The sequence below is a fragment of the Streptomyces cyaneofuscatus genome, assembly GCF_042718795.1.
Taxonomy (GTDB): Bacteria; Actinomycetota; Actinomycetes; order Streptomycetales; family Streptomycetaceae; genus Streptomyces; species Streptomyces cyaneofuscatus_A.
In genome coordinates this window covers 129,654-144,910 of the sequence record NZ_JBHXOX010000012.1, presented here as the reverse complement: position 1 = coordinate 144,910, position 15,257 = coordinate 129,654, and the positions used below count along the sequence as shown (strand labels likewise).

Annotated in this window: 17 protein-coding genes; 4 read left to right on the top strand and 13 right to left on the bottom strand. The window is 71.4% G+C overall.

From position 1 onward, the window contains the following. Positions 1–187 precede the first annotated feature (187 nt). Entirely contained in the window at positions 188–856 is a 669-nt protein-coding gene (locus ACFWRT_RS16195; RefSeq protein ID WP_380949823.1) for a potassium channel family protein, read from the top strand. Next, on the top strand, positions 856–1,536 hold the full coding sequence (locus ACFWRT_RS16190) for a potassium channel family protein (protein ID WP_030571485.1): 681 nt from the start codon (positions 856–858) through the stop codon (positions 1,534–1,536). The genes ACFWRT_RS16195 and ACFWRT_RS16190 overlap by 1 nt, the downstream gene beginning before the upstream one ends. 134 nt (positions 1,537–1,670) lie before the next feature. Here the strand turns inward: ACFWRT_RS16190 and ACFWRT_RS16185 are convergent, their stop codons facing one another. The 7 genes from ACFWRT_RS16185 to ACFWRT_RS16155 all read right to left on the bottom strand — a co-directional run bounded on the left by ACFWRT_RS16185 (position 1,671) and on the right by ACFWRT_RS16155 (position 8,450). Next, on the bottom strand, positions 1,671–2,477 hold the full coding sequence (locus ACFWRT_RS16185) for a DUF3159 domain-containing protein (protein ID WP_380949824.1): 807 nt from the start codon (positions 2,475–2,477) through the stop codon (positions 1,671–1,673). Between the two features lie 3 nt (positions 2,478–2,480). Further along, a complete protein-coding gene (locus ACFWRT_RS16180; RefSeq protein ID WP_078533286.1) occupies positions 2,481–2,897 on the bottom strand; it encodes an OB-fold nucleic acid binding domain-containing protein in 417 nt (138 codons plus the stop codon). Between the two features lie 75 nt (positions 2,898–2,972). Beyond that, the gene (locus tag ACFWRT_RS16175; protein WP_380949825.1) at positions 2,973–3,665 is read right to left on the bottom strand and encodes a response regulator; all 693 of its coding nucleotides are present in this window, start codon (positions 3,663–3,665) and stop codon (positions 2,973–2,975) included. A 94-nt stretch (positions 3,666–3,759) separates the two neighbouring features. Then, a complete protein-coding gene (locus ACFWRT_RS16170; protein ID WP_380949826.1) occupies positions 3,760–6,309 on the bottom strand; it encodes an ATP-binding protein in 2,550 nt (849 codons plus the stop codon). 260 nt (positions 6,310–6,569) lie between these two features. Next, complete coding sequence (locus tag ACFWRT_RS16165; RefSeq protein ID WP_380949827.1) at positions 6,570–7,337, bottom strand: DUF3710 domain-containing protein; 768 nt, start codon at positions 7,335–7,337, stop codon at positions 6,570–6,572. A 1-nt stretch (position 7,338) separates the two neighbouring features. Continuing rightward, entirely contained in the window at positions 7,339–7,866 is a 528-nt protein-coding gene (dut, locus tag ACFWRT_RS16160) for a dUTP diphosphatase (protein WP_018488271.1), read from the bottom strand. Beyond that, the gene (locus ACFWRT_RS16155) at positions 7,866–8,450 is read right to left on the bottom strand and encodes a PaaI family thioesterase (RefSeq protein ID WP_380949828.1); all 585 of its coding nucleotides are present in this window, start codon (positions 8,448–8,450) and stop codon (positions 7,866–7,868) included. The genes dut and ACFWRT_RS16155 overlap by 1 nt, the downstream gene beginning before the upstream one ends. 58 nt (positions 8,451–8,508) lie before the next feature. On the opposite strand from ACFWRT_RS16155, the gene ACFWRT_RS16150 reads away from it, so the two are divergent. Next, positions 8,509–8,967 (top strand): DUF3093 domain-containing protein, encoded by a 459-nt coding sequence (locus ACFWRT_RS16150; RefSeq protein ID WP_380949829.1) that lies wholly within the window; start codon positions 8,509–8,511, stop codon positions 8,965–8,967. Positions 8,968–9,008: 41 nt separating this feature from the next. Here the strand turns inward: ACFWRT_RS16150 and ACFWRT_RS16145 are convergent, their stop codons facing one another. From ACFWRT_RS16145 to ACFWRT_RS16130, 4 genes are all read right to left on the bottom strand, one after another. Further along, the gene (locus ACFWRT_RS16145) at positions 9,009–9,980 is read right to left on the bottom strand and encodes a hypothetical protein (protein ID WP_380949830.1); all 972 of its coding nucleotides are present in this window, start codon (positions 9,978–9,980) and stop codon (positions 9,009–9,011) included. A 13-nt stretch (positions 9,981–9,993) separates the two neighbouring features. Beyond that, positions 9,994–10,290, bottom strand: coding sequence for a DUF4193 domain-containing protein (locus ACFWRT_RS16140; RefSeq protein ID WP_003965732.1), 297 nt, complete (start codon positions 10,288–10,290; stop codon positions 9,994–9,996). A 405-nt stretch (positions 10,291–10,695) separates the two neighbouring features. Beyond that, on the bottom strand, positions 10,696–11,937 hold the full coding sequence (locus ACFWRT_RS16135) for a sensor histidine kinase (protein WP_380949831.1): 1,242 nt from the start codon (positions 11,935–11,937) through the stop codon (positions 10,696–10,698). 5 nt (positions 11,938–11,942) lie between these two features. After that, the gene (locus ACFWRT_RS16130; protein WP_018516262.1) at positions 11,943–12,596 is read right to left on the bottom strand and encodes a response regulator transcription factor; all 654 of its coding nucleotides are present in this window, start codon (positions 12,594–12,596) and stop codon (positions 11,943–11,945) included. A gap of 349 nt (positions 12,597–12,945) precedes the next feature. On the opposite strand from ACFWRT_RS16130, the gene ACFWRT_RS16125 reads away from it, so the two are divergent. After that, complete coding sequence (locus tag ACFWRT_RS16125) at positions 12,946–13,119, top strand: hypothetical protein (protein WP_380949832.1); 174 nt, start codon at positions 12,946–12,948, stop codon at positions 13,117–13,119. Between the two features lie 105 nt (positions 13,120–13,224). Here ACFWRT_RS16125 and ACFWRT_RS16120 read toward each other — a convergent pair whose 3' ends face one another. Together ACFWRT_RS16120 and ACFWRT_RS16115 are read right to left on the bottom strand one after the other, a co-directional pair. Further along, positions 13,225–14,025, bottom strand: coding sequence for an inositol monophosphatase family protein (locus ACFWRT_RS16120; RefSeq protein WP_380949833.1), 801 nt, complete (start codon positions 14,023–14,025; stop codon positions 13,225–13,227). 31 nt (positions 14,026–14,056) lie between these two features. Then, on the bottom strand, positions 14,057–15,184 hold the full coding sequence (locus tag ACFWRT_RS16115) for a ferrochelatase (protein WP_380949834.1): 1,128 nt from the start codon (positions 15,182–15,184) through the stop codon (positions 14,057–14,059). Positions 15,185–15,257: the final 73 nt, after the last annotated feature.

Sequence of the window (15,257 nt, the reverse complement as noted above, 5' to 3'; positions counted from 1 at the left end):
CCCCTTTGCCCATGTGTCCGGGGCAACGCACACTCGGAGGAAACAGCGGTCCCTCCGCGGCATAAGCTCATCCCCGGGCAACGCCGAAGTCGTTGCCCCGTTGTTTGCCCGGCAAGCTGAGAGAGAAGTGTGAGCAGCGTGTTTTCGCAGGTCAGCCGGTTGACCAGGACTGCGAGGTAGGCGAACGGTGCACATCGTCATCATGGGCTGCGGGCGCGTCGGAGCCGCACTCGCGCAGACCCTGGAGCAGCAGGGGCACACGGTCGCGGTGATCGACCAGGACCCCACGGCCTTCCGCCGTCTCGGGTCCGGATTCGGCGGCCGCCGGGTCACCGGGGTCGGCTTCGACCAGGACACCCTCCGCGAGGCCGGCATCGAGGACGCCGGGGCGTTCGCCGCGGTCAGCAGCGGCGACAACTCCAACATCATCGCGGCCCGTGTGGCCCGCGAGATGTTCTCCATCGAGAACGTCGCGGCCCGCATCTACGACCCGAAGCGGGCCGAGGTCTACCAGCGGATCGGCATCCCCACCGTGGCCACGGTCCGCTGGACGGCGGATCAGATGCTGCGGCGGCTGCTGCCCTCGGGCGCGGAGCCGCTGTGGCGCGATCCGAGCGGGGGTGTGCAGCTCGCCGAGGTGCACACGACACCGTCGTGGATCGGCCACCGGATCAGCACGCTCCAGGAGCAGACCGGCGTCCGCGTCGCCTTCCTCACCAGGCTGGGCGAGGCCATCCTGCCGACGTCGCAGACCGTCCTGCAGGAGGGCGACCTGGTCCACGTGATGATGCGTACGGATGAGATCGCCAAGGTCGAAGAGGCCTTCGCCGAGGGTCCTGAGGAGGGCGGTCACTGATGCGTGTGTCGATTGCCGGGGCGGGCGCGGTGGGCCGTTCCATCGCCACCGAACTGCTGGAGAACGGGCACGAGGTGCTACTCATCGACAAGGCGCCCAGTGCCATCTCGGTGGAGCGGGTCCCGTCGGCGGAGTGGCTGCTCGCGGACGCCTGCGAGATCACCTCGCTGGACGAGGCGGCCCTCCAGCGCTGCAACGTGGTGATCGCGGCGACGGGCGACGACAAGGTGAACCTGGTCGTCTCGCTGCTCGCGAAGACCGAGTACGGCGTGCCGCGCGTCGTGGCACGGGTGAACCACCCGAAGAACGAGTGGCTCTTCAACGAGTCCTGGGGCGTCGATGTCGCGGTCTCGACCCCGCGGCTGATGTCGGCCCTGGTGGAGGAGGCGGTGAGCGTCGGCGATCTGGTCCGGCTGCTGCGCTTCAGCCACGGCGACGCCAACCTGGTGGAGCTGACGCTGCCGCCGGAGTCGGCGCTGGCCGGCACCCGGGTCGGTGATGTGGCGTGGCCCGAGGACACCTCGCTGGTCACCATCATCCGGGGGACGCGGGTGCTGACGCCGAGTCCCGAGGAGTCTCTGGAGGCCGGTGACGAGCTGCTGTTCGTGGCGGCCCAGGCGCGCGAGGAGCAGTTGGAGGACCTGTTGTCGGTCCGCCGCGATCTGTCGTCCGACGACTGACGTGTGAGCAGCCCTAGAGCTGACGCGTGAGCGGTCCTACAGCTGACGCGTGAGTAGTCGCACAGCTGACGCGTGAGCATAAGAAGGGCCCGTAACCGCCCAACAGCGGTTACGGGCCCTCTTATACGTACGTCTTACGCCTCCGGGTTGCGGAGAGCCGCCGCGGCCTGCTCGGCCTTCCGGTCCCTCTCCGCCTGCTCCGCGGCCTTCTCCTCGGCCTCCATCTCGGCGAAGACGTCGATGGGCGGCGGAGCCTTCGCGAGGAAGACCCAGGTCAGGTAGACCGCGAGCAGGAACGGCGGGATCTTGAGCGCGATCAGCACCCAGCCGAACTGGGTGGTGTCGGCCCACCAGTAGAGCGGGAAGAGGATCGCGCACTTGGTGAGCAGGATGAGACCCCAGGCGTAACTGGCCTTGGTGTACGCCTTCTTCCGGCCCGGGTTACGCGTCCGCCAGGAGAGGTTCTCCTTGAAGACCGGGCCCAGGATCAGCCCGATCAGCGGTACGCCCGCGGCGGCGGTGCCCAGATAGGCGACCGCCAGCCCCAGGGTGTAGAGCATGCCCGGCAGGTAGAAGTCCTTGGCGTTGCCCGTCATCATCGCGAAGACGACACCGAAGGCGACCCCGAAGACCCCGCTGAAGGCGTGCTTCACGGTGTCCCGGCGGATCAGCCGTACGGCGACCAGGGCCAGGGAGACGGCCAGGGCCGCGATGGCCGAGACGTGCAGGTCCTTGTTGATCGTGAAGATCGTGACGAAGAGCAGCCCGGGCAGGACTGTCTCCACCATGCCGCGCACGCCGCCGAAGGCCTCGAAGAGGGCGGCTTCGGTGACCGCCTTCGACGCGGCGTCCTGCTGGGCGGCGTGCCTTCCGCCGGCGCTCTGACGGTCGGTGGGGTGGGGCTGGTCCGTTTCGGACGTCGGCTTGTCGAGAGACGTCACCGGCTACTCCTTGCCGAGCGGTCGGAGTTCGTATGTGGGGTTGAACAGCACCCGGCGGCCGTGACTCATGGCGACCCGGCCCGAGGCGATGATCCTGCGGCCGGGCTCTATGCCGACGATGGAGCGCCGGCCCAGCCAGACCACGTCCAGCGGCTCGGTGCCGTCGAAGAGCTCCGCCTCCAGGGCGGGCACTCCGGCACGGGGTCGGAGGGTGACGGTCCGCAACGTACCAGCCACCTTCACGATCTGGCGGTCGGAGCACTCGGATATCCGGGTGCATCCGGTGGCCTGGGTGTCCTCCCGCAGCTCCTGGGACTCCAGGTCCTCCTGGGAGCTGGAGAGCCGGTCGAGCATACGGCGGAAGCGCCCGGAAGGCCTCTCCGCCCTGCCGGCCTTCTCGTGTCGGGGAACAGCACTCATAACCGAAGGGTACCGGTCCTGCGGGCCGTGCACTGAGCCCTGGGTGGACCACTCGAAAGGGTGAGCCGGTGCGCGTCAGCCGCGCTCGAAGCGGTAGCCCATGCCCGGCTCGGTGACGAAGTGGCGGGGGTGCGAGGGGTCCGCCTCCAGCTTGCGGCGGAGCTGGGCCATGTAGACCCGCAGATAGTTGGTCTCGGTGCCGTAGGAGGGCCCCCAGACCTCCTGGAGGAGCTGTTTCTGGCTGACCAGGCGTCCGCCGTTGCGGACGAGGACCTCCAGCAGGTGCCACTCGGTGGGGGTGAGCCGTACGTCGCGGCCGGCGCGGTGCACCTTCTTGGCCGCCAGGTCGACGGTGAAGCCGGCCGTCTCCACGATCGCGAGGTCCTCGCCGATGTCCTGGCCGGCCGGTTCCGAGCGGCGTACGGAGGCGCGCAGGCGGGCCAGCAGCTCGTCCATGCCGAAGGGCTTGGTGACGTAGTCGTCGGCGCCCGCGTCCAGCGCCTCCACCTTCTCGTCGGAGGAGTGGCGCGCGGAGAGGACGAGGATCGGGACCCGGGTCCAGCCGCGCAGGCCCTTGATCACCTCGACCCCGTCCATGTCGGGCAGCCCGAGGTCCAGGAGCACGACGTCGGGGTGGCGGGCGGCGGCGAGCTGGAGGGCGGTCGCCCCGTCGGGCGCGGCGTCGACCTCGTACTTGCGGGCCTTCAGGTTGATCACGAGGGCGCGTACGATCTGCGGCTCGTCGTCGACCACAAGCACCCGGGTCATCGCGGACCTGCCTTTCTGCGGGAGGGGCTGTACGGGTTTCTACGGGAGGGGCTGTACGGGGAGGAGGGGGCGGGCGTCACGCGGGGCGGGTCCGTCATGAGGTGGCCTCGGCCGGGAGCACCACCCGGTCCCGGGCCTGCTCCCGGCCCGGTGCGGCCGTCAGGGTCAGGACCATGGTGAGCCCGCCACCAGGGGTGTCCTCGGCGTCCAGGGTGCCGCCCATGGCCTCGGCGAAGCCCCGGGAGACGGCGAGGCCGAGGCCCACCCCGGCGCCGCGCGGGGCGTCACCGTACCGCTGGAAGGGCTCGAAGATCCGCTCCTTGGCCTCGTCGGGGACGCCGCGCCCCCGGTCGACGACCCGGAGCTCGACGCGTTCGCCGTGCGCGCTGGCGGCCACCGCGATGGGCTCCGCGCCGGGGCTGTACTTGACGGCGTTCTCGACGACGTTGGCGACGACCCTCTCCAGCAGCCCCGGGTCGACGGCGACCATGGGCAGCGTCTCGGGGATGTCCAGGTCGACGCTGCCCTCGGGGACCCCGCCGAGCGCCATCGGCACCACCTCGTCGAGGTCGATCTCACGGATCAGCGGGGTCACGGTGCCGGTCTGGAGGCGGGACATGTCCAGCAGGTTGCCGACCAGGTGGTCGAGCCGGTCGGCGCCGTCCTCGATGCCTTCCAGCAGCTCGGCCTCGTCCTCCGGCGACCAGGCGACATCGTCGGAGCGCAGCGAGCTGACGGCGGCCTTGATCCCGGCGAGCGGGGTGCGCAGGTCATGGCTGACGGCGGCGAGCAGCGCGGTCCTGATCCGGTTGCCCTCGGCGAGCCTGCGGGCCCGGTCGGCCTCCGAGACCAGGCGCTGGCGGTCCAGGACGACGGCCGCCTGGGCGGCGAAGGCGCCGAGCACCCGGCGGTCCTCGGCGGGCAGCACCCGGCCCGACAGCGCGAGCGCCATGTTGTCGCCGACCGGCATGTCCACGTCCGCGTCGTCGGGCCGGGCGACCGGGGCGGGCCCGACGGATCCGGCGCAGGTCCACGGGTCGACGTCACTGGCCCGCTCCAGCAGGGCGACGGACTCCATCGCGAAGGTCTCGCGGACCCGCTCCAGCAGCGCGTCCAGCGCGGTCTCGCCGCGCAGCACGCTGCCCGCCAGGAAGGAGAGGATCTCCGACTCGGCGCGCAGCCGGGCGGCCTGGTGGGTACGCCGGGCCGCCAGGTCCACCACCGAGGAGACCGCCACCGCCACCGCGAAGAAGATCACGATGGCGACGAAGTTCTCCGGGTCCTGGACGGTCAAAGTATGGGTCGGCGGGGTGAACCAGTAGTTCAGGAGCAGGGTGCCGACGGCGGCCGAGGCGAGGGCGGGCCGCAGTCCGCCGAGCAGGGCCGCGGCAACGGTCAGGAAGAGGAAGAGCAGGACGTCGTTGGCGAGGCCGGGGCCGTTCTCCAGGCTCAGCAGCAGCAGCGAGAGCAGGACCGGGCCGGCGACGCCGACCAGCCAGCCCGAGATGATCCGGGCCCGCCCGAGCCGGGCACCGCGCGCGATGGGCAGGCCGCGCCCCTTGGCGACCTCCTCGTGGGTGACGATGTGGACGTCCAGGTCGGGTCCGGACTCCCGGGCGACGGTGGCGCCGACCCCGGGGCCGTAGATGTACTGCCAGGTCTTGCGGCGGCTGGAGCCGAGCACGATCTGGGTGGCGTTGACGCCGCGGGCGAACTCCAGGAGGGCCGCGGGGATGTCGTCGCCGATGACGTGGTGGAACGTTCCGCCGACGTCCTCGACCAGGGTGCGCTGGACGGCGAGCTCCTTGGGCGAGGCGGAGGTCAGTCCGTCGCTGCGCGCGATGTAGACGGCGAGGATCTCGCTGCCGGAGCCCTTGGCGGCCATCCGGGAGGCGCGGCGGATGAGGGTGCGGCCCTCGGGGCCGCCGGTGAGGCCGACGACGATGCGTTCGCGGGCCTGCCAGGTGGTGCGGATGTCGTGCTCGCCCCGGTACTGCTGGAGGTACTCGTCCACCCGGTCGGCGGTCCACAGCAGGGCCAGCTCGCGCAGGGCGGTCAGGTTGCCGGGGCGGAAGTAGTTGGAGAGGGCGGCGTCCAGCTTGTCGGGCTGGTAGATGTTGCCGTGCGCCATCCGGCGGCGCAGCGCCTGGGGCGACATGTCGACCAGCTCGATCTGGTCGGCCCGGCGCACCACCTCGTCCGGGACGGTCTCCTGCTGGCGTACGCCGGTGATGGACTCGACCACGTCGCCGAGGGACTCCAGATGCTGGATGTTGACCGTGGATATGACGTCGATCCCGGCCTTGAGGAGCTCATCGACGTCCTGCCAGCGCTTGGCGTTGCGGGAGCCCGGCACATTCGTGTGGGCCAGCTCGTCCACCAGGGCCACGGCGGGGGCGCGCTCCAGGACGGCGTCGACGTCCATCTCGGTGAAGACGGCGGAACGGTACTCGATCTCGGAGCGCGGGACCTGCTCCAGGCCGTGCAGCATCACCTCGGTGCGCGGCCGGTCGTGGTGCTCCACGAGGGCCACCACGCAGTCGGTGCCGCGCTCGACCCGGCGGTGCGCCTCGGCGAGCATCGCGTACGTCTTGCCGACGCCCGGTGCCGCGCCGAGGTAGATCCGGAGTGTGCCGCGTCCCATGGCCCCATTGTCTTCTTCCTGCGGCCGTCCGTGCCGGTGGCCGATGGCGCCGGGTGCGGCTGCCGCTGACGACGCTACTCCGCGAATCCATGGCTCCGGCACCTGGGAGCGCAGGTGAGGGCCGTATTGACGCAACCCTGATGGCGGTGGCGCGGGCCCGCCCGCCGGACACGCCCTGGCCGAAGGACGCGGAAAGGCCGGTGGGCCGCACCCCGGAAAGGGGTGCGGCCCACCGGCCGCGATGCTGTGGTGACGTACCGCTAACGGACCTCGGTGATCTCCGGTCCGCGCTGGAGCTGGCCCATGCCGCCGGAGAACTTCGAGCCCTCCTGCTCCTCCTGCTGGATGCCCTCGGGCACCATCTGGGCGTCGTTGGGGAGCTTCAGGACGATCGGGTCACGGGGGGCCATCGGACCCTCCCCGCGGACCACCACGGTGTCCCGGAAGATCGTCTCCAGCAGGCCCGCGGCCTCCGGCTGCACCGCGCCCTGGCCGGAGATGACCCCACGCAGGAACCAGCGGGGGCCGTCGACGCCGACGAAGCGCACCAGCTGCACACCGTTGGTGCCGTCCGGGAGCTGTACGGGGACCTGCGCGCGCAGCTCCCAGCCCAGCGGGCCCTCGACCTCGTCGATGACGCCGCCCTGCTGGGTGATGCCGGAGGCGATCTCCTCACGGACCTCGCCCCAGATGCCCTCGCGCTTGGGAGCGGCGAAGGCCTGCAGCTGGACCGCGCTGTCGCGGAGCACGACGGTGGCGGCGACGATGGCGTCCCCGGCCACCTCCACCCGCAGCTCCATCCCCTCGACCCCGGGCACGAAGATGCCGCCCAGGTCGACCCGGCCCTCGCCGGGCTGGGAGACCTCGGCGCTGTCCCAGGGTCCGTCGGGCCGGGGAGCCGGCGGAAGATTCGTCCGGCGGGCGCTCGGCGCGGCCCCGTCGGCGCTCTCGTCGGCGACCTGCTCGGCCTCGCGCACCTCGTCCGCCGCGTCCTCGGCGGAACCACTCTTCTTGCGACGTCCGAACACGTCACTGTCCTTCCCGGTCGGATACGACCGAAGCGTAGCTGTTCCCACCGTGGGTGATCCCGCCCTCGGCGACGTCCACCGACGCATGGCCGCCGGTGGACCCGAAGCCCCCTTCGGCCCGCGCCGAGCCGGGAAGTTCCGCCACCTCGTGGAAGCGCACCTTCTCGACCTGCTGGACAACCAGTTGGGCAATCCGGTCGAACCGTTCGAACCGCACGCTCTCGCGCGGATCGAGGTTGACCACGATCACCTTGATCTCCCCACGGTACCCGGCATCCACCGTCCCTGGGGCATTCACGAGGGCCACTCCGCAGCGGGCCGCGAGGCCGGAGCGGGGGTGCACGAAGGCGGCGTACCCGTCGGGCAGGGCGATGGAGACCCCGGTGGGCAGCACCACGCGCTCACCGGGGGCGAGTTCGGCGGCCTCGGTGGTCACCAGGTCGGCCCCGGCGTCCCCCGGGTGTCCGTACGCCGGAATCGGCACGTCCGGGTCGAGCAGGCGGATCAGTACGTCGACGGGGCTGCGCATCAGGGGTTCACCTCGAAGGCTCGGGCACGCTTGACCTGGTCCGGGTCGGCCATCGCCGCCTGGATCTCGGCGGGCCGCCCGTTCTCGATGAAGTGGTCCACCTTGACCTCGATGAACAGGGCGTCGGCCCGCACCGCGACGGGTCCATCGGGGCCGCCGATCCGGCCGGTGGCCGTGGAGTAGATCTTCCGGCCGTGCACGGCCGTGATGCGGGCGTCGAGGTGCAGCACGGTGTCCACCGGGACGGGGCGCACGAAGTCGGTCTCCAGCCGTCCGGTCACCGCGATCGTGCGCAGCAGCCAGTTCAGCGAGCCGAGCGTCTCGTCCAGCGCGGTGGCGAGCACGCCGCCGTGGGCGAGGCCGGGAGCGCCCTGGTGGGCGGGCCTGACGGTGAACTCGGCGGTCACGCTCACGCCCTCGCCGGCCCGCGCCGCCAGGTGCAGGCCGTGCGGCTGGCCCTCGCCGCAGCCGAAACAGTGCTCGTAGTGCGCGCCGAGGAGTTCGCCGGGGGCGGGGGCGTCAGGGTGCCGGACCGGGGCGACGGCGTCGGCCGGAGGTGTCAGAGCTGCTGATGTTCCACTCACAGGCGCAGACCTTACCCGCGCGGCGGTGTGCCGGTCCCGCCGTGCCAAGCTTGGCTCCATGCAGCCTTCCGCACCGCCCTTCGACGAACGTCTCACCGCTCCCCGTTCCTGGTGGTTCATCGCCTTCGGGATCGGTGTCGCCTGCGCGCTGATGCTTCTGCCTCTCGGGGCCCTGCCGCTGCTCGCCGGGCTGGTCGGCGGCACCGCCGCGGCCGCTGCCGCGGTGAGCAGTTACGGCTCCGCCCGGATCCGGGTGGTGGCCGGGGCGCTGGTGGCGGGTGACGCCCGTGTTCCGCTCTCGGCGCTCGGGGAGCCCGAGGTGCTGGACGCCGAGGAGGCGCGCGCCTGGCGCACGCACAAGGCGGACGCGCGCGCCTTCATGCTGCTGCGCAGCTACGTGGGGACGGCGGTGCGGGTGGAGGTGACGGATCCGCAGGACCCGACTCCGTACGTCTTCCTCTCCACCCGGGACCCCAAGGGCCTGGCGGCGGCGCTGACGGCGGTCCCGACGGCCTGAGGGACCTGGGGCCCGAGCGGGATGTACGGACGATCGGGGGCTCAGCCCTCGATCTCCTTGGGCAGCACCACCGGTACGGCGGGCCGCTCCAGCGGGGGCAGCTCGGCGAGCCGGTCCCAGGGGATCTGCTGCTTGCGCAGGTCGTTCCTGATCCGGTCGGCGAGCTTGCGGGTGTCGCGGCGGTTCATCGTGGCGCCGACGGCGGCGCCGATCATGAACGGGATCAGGTTGGGCAGATTGCGGGCCATGCGCTTCATGATCTGCTGGCGCAGCTCGCGCTTCATCTGGCCGCCCAGGGCCGCGTTGAGCGTGGTGGGCCGGGTGACGTCGATGCCGCGCTCCTCCGTCCACGAGGTCAGATACGCGGTGGAGCGCTGGGCGAGATGGCCCGGCGGGCGACGGCCGTAGACCTCGTGGAGCTCGGCGACGAGCTTCATCTCGATCGCGGCGACGCCGGTGACCTCGGCCGCCAGCTCGGCGACCATGGCGGGCGGTACGGGCAGCATGGCGGCCGCTCCGATGCCCGCGCCGACGGTGGCGGTGGCCCGGCTCGCGCCCGCCACCAGCTTGTCGGCGAGCTCCTCGGGCCCCAGCCCGGGGAACTGCTTGCGCAGGGTGGCGAGATCGCGCACCGGGACGCGGGGAGCCGTCTCGATGATCCGGTCGGCCAGCTGGCCGGCCAGGACCCGGGCGCTCTCCCCGCCCTTGCGCACCCCCCGTTTCACTGCGTGCAGGCGGCCTGCCCCGGTCGTGGGCTCCGCCTGGTCCTGCTCTCCGCTTCCGTCCGGCAGGTCTGCCGCCCCCGCCACTTCGAGCGAGGCCGAACGGCCCCGCTCGTCGTCGTCGGAGGTGCCGGAATTACCGGGACCGGGGACACCGGAGGGGTCCGGCAGGGCGGCGGACCGCTCGGCAGACGGGCTGACGCCTGCTGCCGGGCCTGTGCCGCCCTGATTCGCCTCCGGTCCGTGCCGGCGCCAGGGGCGCCGCTTCCGGAACGGTGTGTCGCCTGCCACGGCCGACCCGACCTCAGTCGCAGTCGCGGCAGATGGGCTGACCGTTCTTCTCGCGAGCCAGCTGGCTGCGGTGGTGCACCAGGAAGCAGCTCATGCAGGTGAACTCGTCGGCCTGCTTGGGCAGTACCCGGACGGCCAGCTCCTCGTTGGAGAGGTCCGCGCCGGGCAGCTCGAGGCCTTCGGCCGCGTCGAATTCGTCGACGTCGACGGCGGATGCCGTCTTGTCGCTCCGACGAGCCTTGAGCTCTTCGAGGCTGTCCTGGTCCACGTCGTCGTCGGTCTTGCGTGGGGTGTCGTAATCCGTTGCCATGTCGCTCTCCCCCTCTTGGGTTTCTGCGGGTGTCTCAGCGCACGTAACGCGTGAGAGGCCGGACTTGTGCCCGACCTGAGGCGGAGATTTTGCCTCACATCAAGGTCTGTTACTCAATCGACACCCAACCGGCCGCCTCGGCGAGGCTCGGCTTGGGTGGCGATGGGGACCGTACACGGTCCCGACGGTGCAGTTCACAGGCGCCACCCCGTGTACTTCCCGTGATAGCACCCCCCGAAAACCCGGACGATTACCGGCTTTCCGAACGGGATGCGCTCACGGAGCGTAGATGACCCGAAAAGGGGCTCTGTGATCGATCACACACGGCTCGCCCGGGAGCGGGTCCTGAAAATTCCGCCCAAAGCGAACATGAAGATTCGGTGCAGAGTCACACCGTGCAGCCTCTCAGACCGGCAGGGTGACGCGCATCACGAGACCGCCGCCTTCGCGGGGCTCCGCGATGATACGGCCTCCGTGGGCCCGCGCGACGGAGCGTGCGATCGACAGGCCGAGCCCGACCCCCTTGTCGCTGCCCGTGCGCTCCGTACGCAGCCGCCGGAAGGGCTCGAAGAGGTTGTCGATCTCGTACGCCGGCACCACGGGACCGGTGTTCGAGACGGTCAGCAGGGCCTCTCCGGGCTGTACGGAGGTGTCGACCTCCACCCAGCCGTCCTCGGCCACGTTGTAACGCACGGCGTTCTGTACGAGGTTCAGCGCGATCCGCTCCAGCAGGACCCCGTTGCCCTGGACGACGGCGGCGGACCGCTCACCGCGGATCTCGACCTTCCGCGCCACCGCCTCCGCCCGGGCCTGGTCGATGGCGCGGTCGGCGACCTCGGCGAGGTCGACCGGTTTGCGCTCGATGATCTGGTTGTCGCTGCGGGCCAGCAGCAGCAGCCCCTCGACGAGCTGCTCACTGCGTTCGTTGGTGGCCAGCAGCGTCTTGCCGAGCTGCTGGAGCTCCGGTGGTGCCTCCGGATCGGAGAGATGGACCTCCAGCAGCGTGCGGTTGATCGCCAGCGGGGTGCGCAGCTCGTGCGAGGCGTTGCCGACGAACCGCTGCTGCGCGGTGAAGGCCCGCTCCAGCCGGTCCAGCATGTCGTCGAAGGTGTCCGCGAGCTCCTTGAGCTCGTCGTCCGGGCCGTCCAGCTCGATCCGCCGGGTGAGGTCCGTGCCCGCCACCCGACGCGCGGTCCGGGTGATCCGGCCGAGCGGGGACAGGACGCGTCCGGCCATGGCGTAGCCGAAGGCGAAGGCGATCACGCTGAGGCCGACCAGGGCGAGGAGCGCCCGGTTCAGCAGGCTGTCCAGCGCGTGCTGCCGCTGGGCCGCCGTGCACGCCTTGATGGTCTCGTTCAGCTGGTCGTTGTTGGTCGCGGCGCCGAGCTGCGGGCAGGTGTCGCTGGCGATCAGCACGTTGTTGCCGCCGACCTTGAACTCCAGGCTCCCCGCGTCGTGGAGGGCCTGCGCGGCCAGCATGTAGATGATCGAGAGCAGCAGGATGCCCGCGATCAGGAACATCCCGCCGTACAGCAGCGTGAGCCGTATCCGGATGGTCGGGCGCAGCCAAGGGTACGGGGGGTCCTGCTGCTTGGGCTCCCAGGTGGGCTTCGGGGGCGCCGTGGGGGGCGGCGGGGTGGCGGCCATGGTCCTCAGATCCGGTATCCGGAGCCCGGCACGGTGACGATGACGGGCGGTTCGCCGAGCTTGCGGCGGAGCGTCATGACCGTGACCCGCACCACGTTGGTGAAGGGGTCGGTGTTCTCGTCCCAGGCCTTCTCCAGCAACTGCTCCGCCGAGACGACGGCGCCCTCGCTGCGCATCAGGACCTCCAGCACCGCGAACTCCTTGGGGGCGAGCTGGATCTCCACCTCGTCCCGGAAGACCTCGCGCCGGTTCGGGTCGAGCTTGATGCCGGCCCGCTCCAGGACGGGCGGCAGCGCCACCGTCGTACGGCGGCCCAGCGCGCGGACCCGGGCGGTCAGCTCGCTGAAGGCGAAGGGCTTGGGCAGGTAGTCGTCGGCGCCCAGCTCCAGGCCCTCGACCCGGTCGCTCACGTCACCGGAGGCGGTGAGCATGAGCACCCGGGTGGGCATGCCCAGCTCGACGATCTTGCGGCAGACGTCGTCGCCGTGCACCAGCGGAAGGTCCCGGTCCAGCACGACGACGTCGTAGTCGTTGACCCCGATGCGCTCCAGAGCCGCGGCACCGTCGTAGACGACGTCGACGGCCATGGCCTCCCGGCGCAGTCCGGTGGCCACCGCATCGGCGAGCAGCTGCTCGTCCTCGACGACGAGTACGCGCACAGCGCAGTCCTTCCCTAGGTCCTTCTACGGGTTCACACGGCGAACGGCCTCCGAGGGAGGCCGACTGTGTGCGTCCATCCTGCCCGCAACGCGTATAAACCGGCGGTAAGACGGCGCTGGGCCGGACGGACCCGGGGAAGGGGGCGGAATTACCGGTCAGTTGAGGTTTCTCTGAGTCTGCGTATGGGGATGAGGGGTTCACACCCGCGATCACGCCCCGGCCCGTGGCATCCCACGGCCCCGTCTCCGTTCCCCGGAGAGCGGCGAGATCACCCGCTCCTCCGGCTCCCCGGCCTGAGGTATTCCGGGCACACCCCCGTGCCACCGACCCACGATGAGGGGGCGCATCATGGACGCTTTCACCGCAGGTCTGCTGCAACGCATCAAGACGACCGAGACCGACCTCACGCGGGCTCGCGAGGACGGCGACGACTTCCTGGCGGATGTCGAGCAGGGCGAGCTGGACGACCTGCACCGCCTCGCGGCCGAGCACGGCGTGGAAATCGGCGCCACAAGCGTCTGAGCCGTACGAAAGAGGGCCCCGGATGCCGTTGGCGGCATCCGGGGCCCTCTGCTGTGCCGTGCGGCCCCCACAGCTTCTACCAGGGCGTTCGGCCGGGCAGGGATGTCAGTCGTGCCAGGCGCCGAGCTCCTCCAGGGCGGCCTGCAGCGGCTCGAAGACGCCCGGGGTGGCGGCCACCGCGAGGTCGCCGTCGGCCGGAAGCCCGGGGCGGCCGCCGGTCAGCGCGCCCGCCTCCCGGGCGATCAGGTCGCCGGCGGCCAGGTCCCAGGGGTGCAGCCCTCGCTCGTAGAAGCCGTCCAGCCGGCCCGCCGCCACATCGCAGAGGTCGACGGCCGCCGAGCCGCTGCGCCGGATGTCCCGAAGCCTCGGGATGAGCTGCTGGGCGACGTCCGCCTGGTGGCTGCGGACGGTGCTGACGTAGTTGAAGCCGGTCGAGACGAGGGCCTGGTCCAGGGGCGGGGCCGGGCGGCAGCGCAGGGCGTTGCCGTTCGCGTACGCACCGCCGCCCAGGACCGCCTGGTAGGTCTCCCGGCGCATCGGGGCCTCGACGACGCCCACGACCCGCTCGCCGTCGCGCTCGGCGGCGATGGAGACCGCCCAGGTCGGCAGGCCGTACAGGTAGTTCACGGTGCCGTCGAGCGGGTCGATGACCCAGCGGATGCCGGTGGAGCCCGGGGAGCTGGCCCCCTCCTCGCCGAGGAAGCCGTCGTCGGGGCGGAAGTCGGAGAGGTAGCCGGTGATCAGCTTCTCCGCGGCGATGTCCATCTCGGTGACGACGTCGATGGGGCTGGACTTGGTCGCGGCCACCCCCAGATCGGCGGGGCGGCCGTCACGCAGCAGGGCTCCGGCGCGGCGCGCGGCCTCCAGGGCGAGGTCGAGCAGTTCGGTCAGGGCGGGGTCGGTCACGGTGCTCCCAGAGGTGGTCGGTGCGTACGGGCTACGCGTACGGGCTGTCCGCGCCTGCCGCGGCCGGCTTCGGGGCCCTGGCCGGGCAGCAGCCGACCGGGCAGAGGTCGTGGGACGGGCCGAGGGAGCCCAGCGCACAGGGCTTCACCTCACGCCCCCGCTCACGCGCAGCGCGCTCCAGGAGCAGGTCCCGTACGGCGGCGGCGAAGCGCGGGTCGTCGCCCACCGTCGCGGACCGGCGGACCGGCAGGCCGAGCTCGGCGGCCTTCGCGGTGGCCTCGGTGTCGAGGTCGTACAGGACCTCCATGTGGTCGGAGACGAAGCCGATCGGCGCCATCACGACCGCGGGCACGCCCTGGCCGTGCAGGGTCTCCAGGTGGTCGCAGATGTCGGGCTCCAGCCACGGGATGTGCGGGGCGCCGCTGCGGGACTGGTAGACGAGCTGCCAGGGGTGGTCGGTGCCGGTCTGCTCGCGCACCGCCGCCACGATCAGCCGGGCGACGTCCAGGTGCTCCGCGACGTACGCGCCGCCCTCGCCGTGCGCTTCCATGGGCCCCGAGGCGTCGGCGGCGGCGGTCGGGATGGAGTGCGTGGTGAAGGCGAGGTGGGCGCCCCCGCGGACGTCCTCGGGCAGGTCGGCGAGGGAGGCCAGCACCCCGTCGACCATGGGCTCCACGAAGCCGGGGTGGTTGAAGTAGTGGCGCAGCTTGTCCACGCGCGGCACGTCGAGGCCCTCCGCCTCCAGGGCGGCCAGCGACTCGGCGAGGTTCTCGCGGTACTGACGGCAGCCCGAGTACGAGGCGTAGGCGCTGGTGGCGAGGACGGCGATGCGGCGGTGCCCGTCGGCGGTCATCTCGCGCAGGGTGTCGATGAGGTACGGCGCCCAGTTGCGGTTGCCCCAGTAGACCGGGAGGTCCACGCCGTGGTCGGCGAAGTCCTTTCTCAGGGCGTCCAGCAGAGCGCGGTTCTGGGCGTTGATCGGACTGACCCCGCCGAAGAGGAAGTAGTGCTGCCCGACCTCCTTGAGCCGTTCCTCGGGGATGCCCCGGCCACGGGTCACGTTCGCCAGGAACGGAACCACGTCGTCCGGGCCCTCGGGACCGCCGAAGGAGAGCAGCAGCAGGGCGTCGTAAGGAGCGGGATCGCGCAGATCGGACATGACATCGATCCTGCCACCCCCCGCCGACAGCGCGGCAACCGACATCCGACGCCCCGTCGGCAAGAGCCGGAAA

Coding starts and splice junctions, on each gene's coding strand:
- ACFWRT_RS16140 (WP_003965732.1), bottom strand. CDS start 10,290: ATGGCAACGGATTACGACACCCCACGCAAGACCGACGACGACGTGGAC.
- ACFWRT_RS16125 (WP_380949832.1), top strand. CDS start 12,946: ATGGACGCTTTCACCGCAGGTCTGCTGCAACGCATCAAGACGACCGAG.
- ACFWRT_RS16135 (WP_380949831.1), bottom strand. CDS start 11,937: ATGGCCGCCACCCCGCCGCCCCCCACGGCGCCCCCGAAGCCCACCTGG.
- dut (WP_018488271.1), bottom strand. CDS start 7,866: ATGCGCAGCCCCGTCGACGTACTGATCCGCCTGCTCGACCCGGACGTG.
- ACFWRT_RS16180 (WP_078533286.1), bottom strand. CDS start 2,897: ATGAGTGCTGTTCCCCGACACGAGAAGGCCGGCAGGGCGGAGAGGCCT.
- ACFWRT_RS16170 (WP_380949826.1), bottom strand. CDS start 6,309: ATGGGACGCGGCACACTCCGGATCTACCTCGGCGCGGCACCGGGCGTC.
- ACFWRT_RS16175 (WP_380949825.1), bottom strand. CDS start 3,665: ATGACCCGGGTGCTTGTGGTCGACGACGAGCCGCAGATCGTACGCGCC.
- ACFWRT_RS16115 (WP_380949834.1), bottom strand. CDS start 15,184: ATGTCCGATCTGCGCGATCCCGCTCCTTACGACGCCCTGCTGCTGCTC.
- ACFWRT_RS16190 (WP_030571485.1), top strand. CDS start 856: ATGCGTGTGTCGATTGCCGGGGCGGGCGCGGTGGGCCGTTCCATCGCC.
- ACFWRT_RS16150 (WP_380949829.1), top strand. CDS start 8,509: ATGCAGCCTTCCGCACCGCCCTTCGACGAACGTCTCACCGCTCCCCGT.